Source organism: Sphingomonas mangrovi (assembly GCF_047975845.1).
In the GTDB taxonomy this organism is placed as follows: domain Bacteria; phylum Pseudomonadota; class Alphaproteobacteria; order Sphingomonadales; family Sphingomonadaceae; genus Sphingomonas.
The window spans coordinates 26,567-39,587 of the sequence record NZ_JBIUCZ010000035.1 but is presented as its reverse complement, the minus strand read 5'-3'; the positions used below and the strand labels follow the sequence as shown (position 1 = coordinate 39,587).

The window sequence follows — 13,021 nt, the reverse complement described above, 5'->3', positions numbered from 1 at the left end:
CTTTTACCGACCAAACCACGCCTTGAAAACGTAGCCGACCGGAGCCGCCGCCCACATGTCCCTTCATCTAAACCAACAATGTCAAAGAACAAAACGCCGGCGCCGAAAACCGCCTCTCTTTCGAGAAGCGCCCCGGAACCTCACGTTTGAGGACCTTCGAAGCGAGGCCGTTGCGGCCGCCCCGTCGGTGAGGAGCCATTTAGGGTAGGGGTTCGCACCCGTCAACCGATTCCGTTGCAGTTTTTTGAAATTTGTTCCGGACGCCGCGAGAGATCGCAGGCCGGACGGCTTCCGGGAGCCGCAACCCGTTGCACGATCCCCGGGAGGGCCGGCACGTTGGAGTTGCCCCCGCCCCGCTTCTCGGTCGTGAGCGCCGTCATCCAGCCGGCCGCTCGCGCAAGGCGAGCGCCCCCTTCGACACAGCCAAAGAACAACGGCAATCGCGAGAGCGAGGGGTCGCGCTCCTGCTCCGACCGCCCTGCCTTTCAGTCCGAATCGAAAGAGGTTCGCACACCGTCGCCCGAATGCCCTGATATGCTGCGTCCCGTCGGCAACGAGGGACCAGCGATCCGTGCACAAGGGTACATCGTTCTCGGCTTCGGCAAGAAAATAGACGGATACACCACGCCGACGAATGGTGACTCAGGTTCGGTCGTACCACGAGTCTACGCGAGCAGAGGTTCCTGCCGGGAAGTTGTCGCATTCCGGGCGAACCAACGTCTCCCGAGAAGTCCCGTCGAACTTGCACGCAGGCAAGTCTTACGTCGGTGCGTTGGGTACCGGCTTGACGGGAATCCGCCGGCGAATCCACTCCGCCGCTAAAAGCGGCTTCGTACGCGCCCGTACTGTGGGGGGGGGATGCATAGCGGTAAGTCCCGTCGATATTCGGGTGCGGGACGCTGGCGCGGTCTATAGAGCATGGGTCTTCAGAATAGCGGTCCCGTGGCGCTATGTATTTCTACCTAGGTACTACGACCGACGAAGTTTCTCGCCGAATCGGATAGCAAGGGGTGGGCACGAACAGGGGGTCAGCCGTTCGACAGGGACGACATAGTCTTTCCTCGAGCCTCTTCGATCGCACACGGGATCGGAGGTTATTGAACTCGCTCATAGCAGCGCATCGGAGTAGGATAGATGATCAAGAAAGCACTGGCACTTTCGACCGTCGCCGCCGTCGTCGCCTTCGCGTCGCCGGCGCTCGCGCAGTCGAGTTCGCTGACGGTCAACGGCACCGTCGCGGGCTATTGCGACGTCCGGCTCGCCAACGTGTCGAGCGGCACGGCGACGGTCGCCTTCACCGCCGACCAGAAGATCGCCAACCTGCAGCTCGCCTGCAACTCTGCCGGCGGTACCAAGCTGATCGTCAACCCCAAGAACGGCGACCTGACCAACGCGACCGGCCGCATCAACTATGCGATGCGCCTCGTCTCGCAGGATGCCGCCTTCGCCATCGCCACCACGGACACCGCACCGGGCGACACCGAAGGTCAGGGCCTCTTCACCCGCAGCCGCGCCGGCTATTCGCAAGCGGTCGCCAACGGCCTTCCGCTCGAGCTGTGGATGAACGTCAACGTCGAGGGCGAGAACGGCCCGCAGGGACCCGATTTCAACGGCACGCCGCTCTATCCGGCGAATGCCGCGCCCGCGGGTACCTACAGCGAGGTGTTCGACTTCACGGTCACCGCGATCTGACCGTCCGCTTCCGGTCTGGGAAGCGGCAGGGGCCGTCCGTCCGGACGGCCCCTTTCATTCATGAGGGGAGGAACGAATGGCGCTGCGAGATCTGCTTTGGAAGGCCGCCGTCGCACTGGTCGCGACCGTCGCCGCATCGGCGCCGTGTTTCGCGCAAGGCTATCAGGTGCAGCCGATGCTCGCGACGATGGCGCCGTCCGGCTCCGGCGCTGCCACCCGCATCACCATCCGCAACACCGGTTCGGTGCCGGTCACCCTCGAGTTCGAGCCGTTCCGCGTCGCCGTCGACGAAGCCGGCACGCCCACCCGATCGCCGGAGGAAGCCGATCTGCTCGTCTTCCCGCCCCAGACGGTGGTGCAGCCGGGCGCCGAGCAGGCGGTCCAGGTCCGCTACGTCGGCGATCCCGGCCTTGCCGAAGCGCGCGTGTACGGCGTCCGGGTCGGCCAGGTCCCGATCAACTTCGGTACCGGCGAATCGGAGAGCGGCGCCACGGCCGACGTGCAGATGAGCTTCAACTTCCTGACCCACCTCATCGTCTCGCCGGAAAGCGCGCGGGCTCAGGTCGCGGTGGCCGAAGTCGGCCGGGCGGAAGGCGGCGACGTGACGATGACGGTGCGCAACGACGGCAACGGGGTTGCGGTGCTCAACAACATCACCTGGCGCGTGACCGACCAGGCGGGGCAGAGCGTCGACCTCGCGACCGAGAAGCTGGACGTCGGCGACTTTTCGGCGCTGATGCCGAAGCAGAGCCGCCGCATCCGGATTCCGTCGGCCGAGACGACCAGTCTCGCCGGCCCCGTCCAGGTGGCGCTGTCCATCCGGTGACGACGCCATGCTGCGCAGCGAGCTCGACGGCTTTCTCTTCGCGCCGGTCGGCACGCTGACACTGATCGCGGCCGCCGCTTGGTGTACCGCGTCCGCCCAGACCCCCGCTCCGGACAGCCAATCCGCGTCCTTTGCCGGTCCGAAACCGCTCGCGGGCGCACCGGCGGCACTCACTGCCGTTTCGGCGCCCGCTCCCCCTCCCGCATCGACGGCTCCGGCGCGCGAGCCGGCATCGGCGCAGGACAGTCCGACGGCATCCGCCCGCCCGCCGGTGCGCAGCCCCCTGGAAGTGCCGCTCGAGCTCAACGGGAAATTCGTCGGCACGATCTCGGTGGAGGTCGACGTGCAGGGCTCCGGCGCCGTCGATGCGCCACGGCTGCTGAGCCTTCTGAAGCCGGCGCTCAGCCAGACGCTGCTGTCGGCGATCGAAACCCGCATGGCGGGCCGCCAGAAGGTGGAGTTCGCGGACCTCAGCTTCGAAGGCTTCCAGCTCGGCTTCGATACCGGCGCGCTGACGCTGCGCGCGAACGTCCCGGTCTCCAGCGTGGCGGAGTCGCGCATCTCGATCAGCGAACCCGAACCGCCGCCCGACCCGGCGGCGTTCCCGCCACAAGAGGATCTCTCCGTCGGGCTCAACCTGACGCTCGGCCAGCGCTATGCGCACGACGGCGGCGGCTTCGATCCGGTGCGCGGCGCGATCAACGGATTCGTCAACGTCGGCGGGTTCGACGGCGTGACCGCGACCGGCGGCGTCGATTACGACGGCAGCGCCGGATCGACCGCGTGGCAGCGCCGCGAGTTCCGGCTGATCAAGGACTTCTACGGTTCCGCGCTGCGCGTCTCGGCCGGCGAGTTCACCCCGCTGTCGTTCGGCGTCCAAGGGTCGGGGCGAATGCTGGGGGTGGGCGTCGAACGCGCCTATTCGACGATCCGACCCTTTCAAAACATCCGGCCGGTCGGCCGCCAGACCTTCACGCTCGACCGCGAGGCGACCGTCGAGGTGTTCATCAACGATGTCCGCTCGCGGACCCTGCTGCTCCAGCCGGGACGCTACGACATTTCGGATTTTCCCTTCGCCTCCGGTACCAATGCGGTGCGTCTGGAAGTCGAAGACATCGCCGGCCGGCGCGAGATCGCCTCGTTCGACATCTTCAGCGACACCGCCCTCTTGAACCCCGGCATCACCGAGTTCGGCTTCGCGGCGGGCCTGCGCGAGGCGGGACGGCAGCTCAGCTACGGCGGCGGCCCGGTCGCGACGGGCTTCTTCCTCCACGGCGCCGCCAGCAACCTCACGCTCGGCGGCCATGCGCAGGCGACGCGGTTCGCGGGCCAGGCCGGCGCGGTCGCGGTCTGGGGAACCCGCCTCGGTTTGGTTCAGGTCGAGGAGGCGATCAGCCGGCGCAACGACGACGGACGCACCGGGCTCGCGCTGTCGGTCGACTATCGCGGCGAGTTCTCGCTGCTCGCCGCCAACGACCTGCGGCTGGTGATGACCGGCCTGCACCGCACCCGCGATTTTCAGGACGCCTTCCTGCCCAATCCGCGCAATCCGCAGCGGTGGCAGGTGGCGGCGCAGGCGAACTGGCGCGCGCCGGTGGGGATCAGCCTGGGGCTGGGCTATGCCTATGCGCGCGGCCGCGGCACCTTCGCCGACACCGAGCGGATCGACGTGTCGCTCGGGCGCAGCTTCGGCCCGCTCGGCCTGACGATGGGCGCGTCGAAGATCGACGACGACCGCGGGCGCTCGTGGCGGCTGAGCGCAGGCGCCTCGATCCGGTTCGGCAACCGCTATTACGGCAACGCCCGCTACGACAGCCAGCAGGAGTTGAAGGAGATCGAGTTGTCGCGGTCGCCGAGCGGCGAGCTGGACGACGTCAACGGCGCGCTCCGCCTGGGCGAGGATCGCAATGCGCGCGGGCTGTCCGGCCGGCTCAACTATGTGAACAACCGGTTCGACGCGATCGTCCGGCACGATCGGTCGGTCGCCCGCACCGCGCAAGGGGCGAGCTTCGCGCAGTCCAGCTGGGCGCTCAACAGCTTCCTCGGCTATGCGGGGGGCCAGATCGCCGTCGGCCGTCCCGCACCCGAAGGCTTCGTGATCGCGTCGCGGCATCCGACGCTGCGCAAGTCGGCGCTCGACGTCACCTCCGGCGAGCGCGTGGTCGCCAGGAGCGGCGTGCTCGGCCCGGCGCTGGTGCCGATCGACCGCGCCTATGGCGTCCAGCGGTTCGAGACGCTGATCGATCCGCTTCCGGTCGGCTACGACATCGGCGCCGGCGCGGTCAGCCTCTTCCCCGGCCTGGGCGCCGGCTATCATGTCGAGGTCGGCAGCGACGCGTCGCGCATGGCGGTCGGCGTGCTGGCATCCGCGAAGGGGCCGGTGGGCCTGGCCGGCGGCACCGTCGAGCGCATCGGCGACGGCCCGGCGCTGTCCCGCCCCTTCTTCACCAACAAGGCCGGGCGCTTCGTCGCCGACGGCCTTGCGCCCGGCCGCTACCGGATCGTGATCGGCGGGCGCCCGGTCGGCGAGTTCGCGCTTCGCGAGGATCAGGAAGGAATGATCGATGTGGGCAGGATCGAGGCGCTGCTGGATTGAGGCAGCCGCGACGCTGGGGCTGTTGGCTGCGGCCCCCGGCAGCTGGGCGTGTTCGCCGCGCATCACGGCGCCGCCGCCGGAAACGCTGATTCCCTACGACCCGTTCGTCTCGACCCGCGTCCCGGCGAACATCGGCTTCACCGTCTCCAATACCGCCGAGGAAAGCTGCACCATCGACGTGGCGATCGTGGACGAGAACCGGCAGACGCTCGCGACCGTCGGCCTGTCCGACGCGCCGGTGATCGTCGAGCTGCGCCCCGGCCAGGGGACCGCGCTCACGCCGACGGTGACGCCGGGCGTGTGGACGGTGGCGCTTCCCGCCAAAGGCGACCTGCCGCTCCAGCTGAGCGCCGTCATCGTCGGCGATGGCGTCCCCGCTGCGGGCCGTCACCAGAAAAGCCTCAACCTGGAGCTCCGCGAGCCCGGCGCCGCCGTCCCGATCGGATCGGCCGTCCCGCTGGTGCTCGCGCTCGACACGCCCCCCCGGTCGCAGATGAACATCGCGGGAGCGGCGGGAGCGTTCGGCGAAGGACTCACGATCAGTTCGGTCGACCTGGGCATCCTGAGCCAAGGCCTCGCCCGGCGCGTGTTCCTGCAGGTCCGCTCCAACGTCCCCTTCTCGCGACTGACCGTCGAATCGGAGCATCGCGGCCTTCTCCTCCCGAAGGTCGACGAACCGGTGCCCGACGCGCCCGGCATTCCCTACGCCATCGCCATCGCCGATCTGCCGGTCGACCTCTCCGCGCGATCGGAACGGCGGATCGAAGCACCGCACACGCTGGCAGGGGCATCGCTCCCCCTGGACATCGTCATCGGCGACGTGAGCGGAAGAATGGGCGGCAGCTACCAGGACGTGCTGACGTTCGAACTGAGCCCGCTGTGACGGTGATGGGCGATCAGGAAGGGAAATGGCGCACCCGAAGGGATTCGAACCCCTGGCCTCTGCCTTCGGAGGGCAGCGCTCTATCCAGCTGAGCTACGGGTGCCGGCCGGTGGACGCGCCTAGCAAAGGCTTGGCGCCGACGCCAGCCGTTTTCGTGCGAGCCCGCGCCACGCCCCGCAATCGCCCGCCCCGGCGCAGTTCCGCTTGGCGCCGCGGCGGTTCGCGCGTACAACCCGGCCATCCCCGGGGGACCGCTATGCCGCGGTTGAGAGGTGGGCAGGAGCCCGCGACCCGCTGAACCTGATCCGGCTGACACCGGCGTAGGGAGGGAGCGGTCCGCCAGGGCGCGTTTCCTCCATGTGGAGTGGAACATGGCAGACATCGAAGCGAATCCCATCGGCGTGACCACCGGCCCCATCCGCGGCTCGCGCAAGGTGCACGTCCCCGCCCCCGGCAACCCTGCCGTCCGCGTCGCGATGCGCGAGATCGACCTCGATCCCAGCTCGGGCGAGCCCCCCTTGCGCGTCTACGATACCTCCGGCCCCTACACCGACCCGGCGGCGACGATCGACATCATGGCGGGCCTTCCTCAGCTGCGTCGCGCCTGGATCGAGGGCCGCGGCGACGTCGAGGCCTATGATGCGCGCGAGATCCGGCCCGAGGACAACGGCCAGCTCGGCCCCGATCGGTCGGGCGGCGTGCCGCGCTTCCCGCGCCTGATCCAGCGCCCGCTGCGCGCCAAGCCCGGCGCGAACGTCAGCCAGATGCACTATGCCCGCCGCGGCATCGTCACACCCGAGATGGAATATGTCGCCGCGCGCGAGAACCTCGGCCGCGCCGCGATGCACGAGGCCGCGACCCGCGACGGCAACAGCTGGGGCGCCGCCATCCCCGATTTCGTCACGCCCGAGTTCGTCCGCGACGAGGTCGCCCGCGGCCGCGCGATCATCCCCAACAACGTCAACCACCCCGAATCCGAGCCGATGGCGATCGGCCGCAACTTCCTGGTCAAGATCAACGCCAACATCGGCAATTCCGCCGTCGCCTCCAATGTCGCGGCAGAGGTCGACAAGCTCGTCTGGTCGATCCGCTGGGGCGCCGACACGGTGATGGACCTGTCGACCGGCCGCAACATCCACGACACGCGCGAGTGGATCCTGCGCAACTCGCCCGTGCCGATCGGCACCGTGCCGATCTACCAGGCGCTCGAAAAGGTCGGCGGCATCGCCGAGGAGCTGACTTGGGAGATCTTCCGCGACACGTTGATCGAGCAGGCCGAGCAGGGCGTCGACTATTTCACCATTCACGCCGGCGTCCGCCTGCCCTACATCCCGATGACCGCCAAGCGCGTCACCGGCATCGTCAGCCGCGGCGGCTCGATCATGGCGAAATGGTGCCTCGCGCACCACAAGGAGAGCTTCCTCTACGAGCGCTTCGACGAGATCACCGAGATCATGAAGGCCTACGACATCGCCTATTCGCTCGGCGATGGCCTGCGCCCCGGCTCGATCGCCGACGCCAACGACGAGGCGCAGTTCTCCGAACTCTATACGCTGGGCGAGCTCACCAAGCGCGCCTGGGAGCAGGACGTCCAGGTGATGATCGAGGGCCCCGGCCACGTGCCGATGCACAAGATCAAGGAGAACATGGACAAGCAGCTCGAGGCGTGCGGCGAGGCGCCCTTCTACACGCTCGGGCCGCTCACCACCGACATCGCGCCGGGATACGACCACATCACGAGTGGCATCGGCGCGGCGATGATCGGTTGGTACGGCACGGCGATGCTCTGCTACGTGACGCCGAAGGAGCATCTGGGCCTGCCCGACCGCGACGACGTGAAGGTCGGCGTCGTCACCTACAAGCTCGCCGCCCACGCCGCCGATCTCGCCAAGGGGCACCCCGCCGCCAAGCTGCGCGACGACGCGCTCAGCCGCGCCCGCTTCGAGTTCCGCTGGCGCGACCAGTTCAACCTGAGCCTCGATCCCGATACGGCGGAATCGTACCACGACCAGACGCTACCGGCCGAAGGCGCCAAGACCGCGCATTTCTGCTCGATGTGCGGGCCCAAGTTCTGCTCGATGAAGATCACGCAGGAGGTTCGGGAATTTGCCGCCAAGCAGAACGCGCCGGTCGAGAGCTTCGTCGCCGCCGAGGATGCCGAGGCCGGCATGGCGGAAATGAGCGAGCGCTTCCGCGAAAAGGGCAGCGAGGTGTACCTGCCCGCCGCCGAGTGATCCGGCCCCGCCGCAGCGAACCGACATGCTGCGGCGGGCCGATCCCGGCGCCTGCCACCGACCGCCGAAGCAAGCGCGTCGTCTCCCCGCTCCCGTATCCCCGCGCAGGCGGGGATCCAGAGTCCAGCAGAGCAACGCCGGTTGACGCACGCAACCCTGGGCTCCCGCCTGCGCGGGAGCACGGGAGGGTTCGCAAGCGTTTCACGGCACCCCCGGAGCAGCCTCCCGCCCCCAGGTACAAAGATTTCGGGGTGACCCGCACCCCGCCCGCGCCCTAGCCTGCGCCCTCGAAGGGACAGCGAATGGCGGCGATGGTGGACGGGCTTCAGGCGCTGACCGAGAAGGAGAAGCAGACGCTTCGCCTGCTGCTGGAGGGGCATGACGCCAAGTCGATGGCGCGCCACCTGGGCCTGTCGGTGCACACCATCAACGAGCGGCTGCGCGAGGCGCGGCGCAAGCTCTCCGTCTCCACCAGCAAGGAGGCCGCGCGCCTGCTCCGCCAGCGCGAAGCCGCCCCCCAAAGCCTAGGGGACAGGCCGTTCGGGGATGCCCCGCCCCCGCCGATCGCGCAGCACGGGCATCGGCCCACCCCCGAACCGCCTTCACCCCCGAACGCGGCCTGGGCCATCGGAGGTTTCGCCATGTTCCTGGTTCTGGTCACCACGCTCGCCCTGTCCGGCCCAACCCAGTCGCCCCCCGCCGCCACCCAGGCCGCCAGCCCCCCGCCCGCCGCCGCCGCGTCCGCGACCGAAAGCGCCGTCACCCGCGCCGCGGCCGACTGGCTCGCGCTGGTGGATGCGGGCAAGTGGCAGGAAAGCTGGGCCGCGACCGGCCAGTCCTTTCAGGCGCTCAACACCGTCGCCGCCTGGCAAGCCGCCTCCGAACAGGCGCGCGTGCCGCTCGGCCGCATGCTGTCGCGCCAACTGCTCAGCGCCCAGGACATTCCGGCACCGCCGCACGGCTACCATCTGGTCCGCTTCCGCACCGATTTTGCCAACAAGCACGGCGCGACCGAAACCGTGTCGCTCGACCGCGAAGGCGGGAGCTGGAAGGTGGTGGGGGTTTATATTGAGTGAGGGGGACATGCACGAACTGCTGCCCGCCGATTACCTGACGGCGGTAAAGGGCCCCATCGGAATCGGCTTGATTTCGCACACGACCGGATCACGATTAGTGCCATAGATGGTCCGGCGTCGCGAAAGGAACTCCGATGCCGACCGTCCTGCGTCTCGAAGGCTATCGTTTCTACTTCTTCAGCCACGAACCCAACGAGCCGCCGCATGTCCATGTCGACCGCGGCGGTGCATCCCTGAAGGCTTGGCTGGAACCGGTCGAGTTGGCACGCAACCGTGGGTTCCGGCCGCCGGAGATCAATGCCATATTGCGCTTGGTGGCAGACCATCGAACGGCGCTGCTGGAGGCATGGCATGAACATTTCCGCTAGGATCACGGACGAGCGCGTCCAGGACGTGCGCTGCGACGACTCCACCCTCACGGTCGACCTGATCGACGGCCGCACCATTTCGGTGCCGCTCGCCTGGTACCCCCGCCTGCTCCACGCCGCCCCGGAGCAGCGCGCCATCTGGGAAGCCTGCGCTGGTGGCTATGGCATTCACTGGCCCTCTTTGAACGAGGATCTGAGCACCGAAGGATTGCTCAATGGGGTGTCGGCGCACACTACCGCATGACTAGTTCTTCTAGGGAATAGCGGAGGATCCTTGCAGCGCTGGAGCCGCGGCGGGTGCATCCGGTATGATGCTCCACCAAGGTATAGTTCTGATCCGAATGGGTGCAGTATGAAAGAAGCAGGCCGATTCTCGGATCAGCGCGTGACGGATGTGCGCTGCACAAGCAAAAGCCTAATCGCTGAGCTTTTCGATGGGCGTACGATAAGCGTGCCTCTTTCTTGGTATCCCAAGCTGAGTACCGCTGTGGAAGGCGATCGCATGGACTGGCGATGTTCCACAGACGGTTACCAAATTCACTGGCCGCGACTTGGAATAACGATGAGTAGCGACGACTTACTTCTGGGATCAGCCGCACCAGAAGTCCGCACCGACATCCTGATTGACCAATGCGAAAAACTTGCCTCGAGCGATACTGGGCGCCATGAGAAGATGCTATATGTGACCTCGGATGAGGCGCATGGACACTATAGCCCCGACCTAAGCAGCGCCGTTCGCGTCACGTCAGCATATGGCAGCGCCATTGTCGTCATCGAGTCTAGCAATGGATGGGTAAAGACTCGTGTCTTCTCCAAGATCGTTTGGATTGAAGAACGCCACTTGAGCGACTCCCCTCCAGCGGAACGGCCGCTACCATTCCACGAACGGGATGCCATCTACTCCTCCACACCCTATCGTCATGTTGAGATTGGGGCTCGAGGAGGGTTTTTCACGCGCACAAAGAATGGATTTCGGAGATACTTCTGACCCACAGATGGTGTCGGTGGACAATCGTAACTCGTCAACAATAACGCCTTATCAGTAGTGTTCCGTGAAACGTTTGACTGTTGGAGAGGTGTCCTCGACTGTTGCTCGGCCCCCTCGCCACCCCACTCAACCGCGCTACCCAACCCCCATGTGCAACGAAGCCTATCGCCGCACCCAGATCGGGCAGCTCCGCGACGACTGGCACCAGTTGCGCATCCCGCTGCGCTTTCCGGAGGGGATTCCCAACTTCGCGCCGCTCGACGGATTCCGGATCACCGATCGCGTCGAAATCCTTCGCCCCGCCGCCGATGCGCCGCACGAGGCGGAGATGGTCACCCGCCGCTGGAGCTGGCCCGGCCCCGGCGGCCGGCCGGTCACCAACGTCCGCCCGGACGGGCGGCGAATCGCGCATGCCAGCCGCTGCCTGATCCCGGTCGACGGCTTCTTCGAATGCACCAATCCGCCCGCACCCCCGCCCGGCGAGCCAAAGCCCGAGCGCGCGCCTAAGTCGAGATGGGCCTTTTCCCTGCGCGACCACCCCTGGTTCTGCATCGCCGGCATCTGGCGCAGCGATGCTCAAGTGGGGGAGGCGTGGTCGATGCTCCCCTGCCCGCCCGGCCCGGATGTCGCCCCCTATCATCACCGTCAGGTCGTGGTGCTCCCGCTCGATCGCTGCGCCCGCTGGCTCGACCCCGTCGTTCCCGCCGCCGAGCGCTGCCAGCCGCTGCCCGCCGGCAGCCTGCAGTTCCGCCAGGTCCGCTAACCCCTCTGTCCTACACGCACGCATTGTGGCGTATCTTCGCCGATGCGCGACTCCGCCAACCCGCCCGCCACACCCGCCAACCCTTCGGCCCGCGATGCCCTCCCCACCCAAGCGCCGGCCCAGCCGCCGGCCACGCCCCCGGCCGCGCTCGACGCCCACGGCTTCGATCCCGCCGATTTCGAATGGCGTCCGGTGCTGCGCCGGCCCCGCGCGGACGGCTGGTCGCCCGACGTCCAGCGCCGCTTCGTCGAGGCGCTCGCCGACACCGGCCTCGTCACCGACGCGTGCCGCGCGGTCGATATGTCGGTGCAGAGCGCCTATCGCCTGCGCCGCGCGCCCGGCGCGGAGAGCTTCGCGCGCGCCTGGGACGCGGCGCTCGATGCCGCTGCCGATCATCTCGCCGCCGTCGCCTTCTCGCGGGCAATCGAGGGCGTCGACGTGCCGGTGTTCGATCGCGACGGCGCCCGCATCGGCGCGCGGCGCCAGTACAACGACCGGCTGCTGATGTTCCTGCTGCGCGCCTATCGCCCCGAACGCTTCGGCCGGGTCGAGCGTGCCGATGCGCCGCCCGCCCAGGCCACCGCACCCGCCGCGCCCGCCGCCGCCGATTTCGCCGGCGCGATGGCGGCGCTCGCCCCGATTGCTCCGGCCGAGCCGCACCGGCTGATGGCGCCCGATCGGCTCGCCGATGCGATCGACACGGCCGGGGCGATGGCCGACCTCTACCACTGCTATCCCGAGTTCAACCGCCAGCATTTCGTCGCGCCGCAGGTCGAGGAGGATGGCGCGGCGGCGCGCGCCCATCGCCAGTTGCGGCGCCAGCGTGAGGCGGAGGAATAGCCGCGTCTTGGCCTAACCTTCGCCTAACCTTCCGCGGCCGCATGCAACCTATGTGAATGAAATAACGCGGGTTTCGGGCGGCACCTCGGTCGCGGGCCGGGCGTTTCCCCTGCACGTCCGGCCCCCCCCGGGCGCCCCGAATACGCAGGAGCACGTCATGAGCCTCTTCGGAGCCGACACCCACACGCTCGACGACCTGTTCGTCCACGGCCTCAAGACGATCTATTATGCCGAGCGGCAGATCGTCGAAACGCTGCCCAAGATGATCGACATGGCCACCAACCTCGAGCTCAAGGCCGGGTTCGAGCAGCATCTGCGCGAGACCGAGAACCAGCGCCGCCGGCTGGAGCAGGTGTTCGAGATGCACGGCACCACCGCCGACGAGACGACCTGCCCCGCGATCGACGGCATCCTCAAGGCGGCCAACGGCACTGCCTCCGACATCGACGACAAGCAGGTGCTCGACGCCGCGCTCGCCTTCGGCGCGCAGATGGTCGAGCATTACGAGATCGCGCAATACGGCACGCTGATCGCCTGGGCGCGCGAGCTCGGCCGCACCGACTGCGCGCGCATCCTCGGCGAGACGCTGGACGAGGAGAAGGCGACCGACGCCAAGCTCTCCGACCTGGCCGAAGCCCGCGTCAACCGCGCCGCGGAACTGCAGCGCGCCTGACCCGCTGCGCCTTCGGAGCGCACCCCGACCCGCGCCTTCCCTGACCTCGCTGTCGGAGGGCGGGGTCGGGAAGCGGGCCGGC

The 13,021-nt window shown here is 68.0% G+C and carries 12 protein-coding genes, 1 tRNA gene and 1 riboswitch; of the genes, 12 read left to right on the top strand and 1 reads right to left on the bottom strand.

Features of this window, described 5'->3' with window-relative positions; translation table 11 throughout:
* Positions 1–1,134: 1,134 nt before the first annotated feature.
* The 4 genes from ACBY01_RS14790 (at position 1,135) to ACBY01_RS17210 (ending at position 5,997) form a co-directional block, all read left to right on the top strand.
* Positions 1,135–1,692, top strand: coding sequence for a hypothetical protein (locus ACBY01_RS14790; RefSeq protein WP_416461706.1), 558 nt, complete (start codon positions 1,135–1,137; stop codon positions 1,690–1,692).
* A 76-nt stretch (positions 1,693–1,768) separates the two neighbouring features.
* Positions 1,769–2,518, top strand: a complete 750-nt coding sequence (locus ACBY01_RS14785) for a fimbria/pilus periplasmic chaperone (RefSeq protein ID WP_416461705.1) — start codon at positions 1,769–1,771, stop codon at positions 2,516–2,518.
* A gap of 7 nt (positions 2,519–2,525) precedes the next feature.
* Complete coding sequence (locus tag ACBY01_RS14780) at positions 2,526–5,114, top strand: fimbria/pilus outer membrane usher protein (protein ID WP_416461704.1); 2,589 nt, start codon at positions 2,526–2,528, stop codon at positions 5,112–5,114.
* Between the two features lie 22 nt (positions 5,115–5,136).
* A complete protein-coding gene (locus ACBY01_RS17210; protein ID WP_487247714.1) occupies positions 5,137–5,997 on the top strand; it encodes a hypothetical protein in 861 nt (286 codons plus the stop codon).
* Positions 5,998–6,023: 26 nt separating this feature from the next.
* On the opposite strand, the gene ACBY01_RS14775 is transcribed toward ACBY01_RS17210, so the two are convergent.
* Positions 6,024–6,100, bottom strand: a tRNA-Arg gene (locus ACBY01_RS14775).
* 137 nt (positions 6,101–6,237) lie between these two features.
* A riboswitch (TPP riboswitch) is annotated at positions 6,238–6,328 on the top strand.
* 40 nt (positions 6,329–6,368) lie between these two features.
* On the opposite strand from ACBY01_RS14775, the gene thiC reads away from it, so the two are divergent.
* The 8 genes from thiC (at position 6,369) to ACBY01_RS14735 (ending at position 12,939) form a co-directional block, all read left to right on the top strand.
* Positions 6,369–8,231, top strand: coding sequence for a phosphomethylpyrimidine synthase ThiC (gene thiC, locus ACBY01_RS14770; RefSeq protein ID WP_416461702.1), 1,863 nt, complete (start codon positions 6,369–6,371; stop codon positions 8,229–8,231).
* A gap of 302 nt (positions 8,232–8,533) precedes the next feature.
* On the top strand, positions 8,534–9,307 hold the full coding sequence (locus tag ACBY01_RS14765; protein WP_416461701.1) for a DUF4019 domain-containing protein: 774 nt from the start codon (positions 8,534–8,536) through the stop codon (positions 9,305–9,307).
* Between the two features lie 134 nt (positions 9,308–9,441).
* The gene (locus ACBY01_RS14760) at positions 9,442–9,675 is read left to right on the top strand and encodes a DUF4160 domain-containing protein (protein WP_416461699.1); all 234 of its coding nucleotides are present in this window, start codon (positions 9,442–9,444) and stop codon (positions 9,673–9,675) included.
* Entirely contained in the window at positions 9,659–9,919 is a 261-nt protein-coding gene (locus ACBY01_RS14755; RefSeq protein ID WP_416461698.1) for a DUF2442 domain-containing protein, read from the top strand. The genes ACBY01_RS14760 and ACBY01_RS14755 overlap by 17 nt, the downstream gene beginning before the upstream one ends.
* Positions 9,920–10,027: 108 nt before the next feature.
* Complete coding sequence (locus ACBY01_RS14750; protein ID WP_416461697.1) at positions 10,028–10,663, top strand: DUF2442 domain-containing protein; 636 nt, start codon at positions 10,028–10,030, stop codon at positions 10,661–10,663.
* A gap of 148 nt (positions 10,664–10,811) precedes the next feature.
* Positions 10,812–11,426 (top strand): SOS response-associated peptidase family protein, encoded by a 615-nt coding sequence (locus tag ACBY01_RS14745; RefSeq protein WP_416461696.1) that lies wholly within the window; start codon positions 10,812–10,814, stop codon positions 11,424–11,426.
* A 42-nt stretch (positions 11,427–11,468) separates the two neighbouring features.
* On the top strand, positions 11,469–12,266 hold the full coding sequence (locus tag ACBY01_RS14740) for a hypothetical protein (RefSeq protein WP_416461695.1): 798 nt from the start codon (positions 11,469–11,471) through the stop codon (positions 12,264–12,266).
* A gap of 157 nt (positions 12,267–12,423) precedes the next feature.
* Positions 12,424–12,939: a YciE/YciF ferroxidase family protein gene (locus tag ACBY01_RS14735; RefSeq protein WP_416461694.1), complete on the top strand. Its 516-nt coding sequence runs from the start codon at positions 12,424–12,426 to the stop codon at positions 12,937–12,939.
* Positions 12,940–13,021 lie beyond the last annotated feature (82 nt).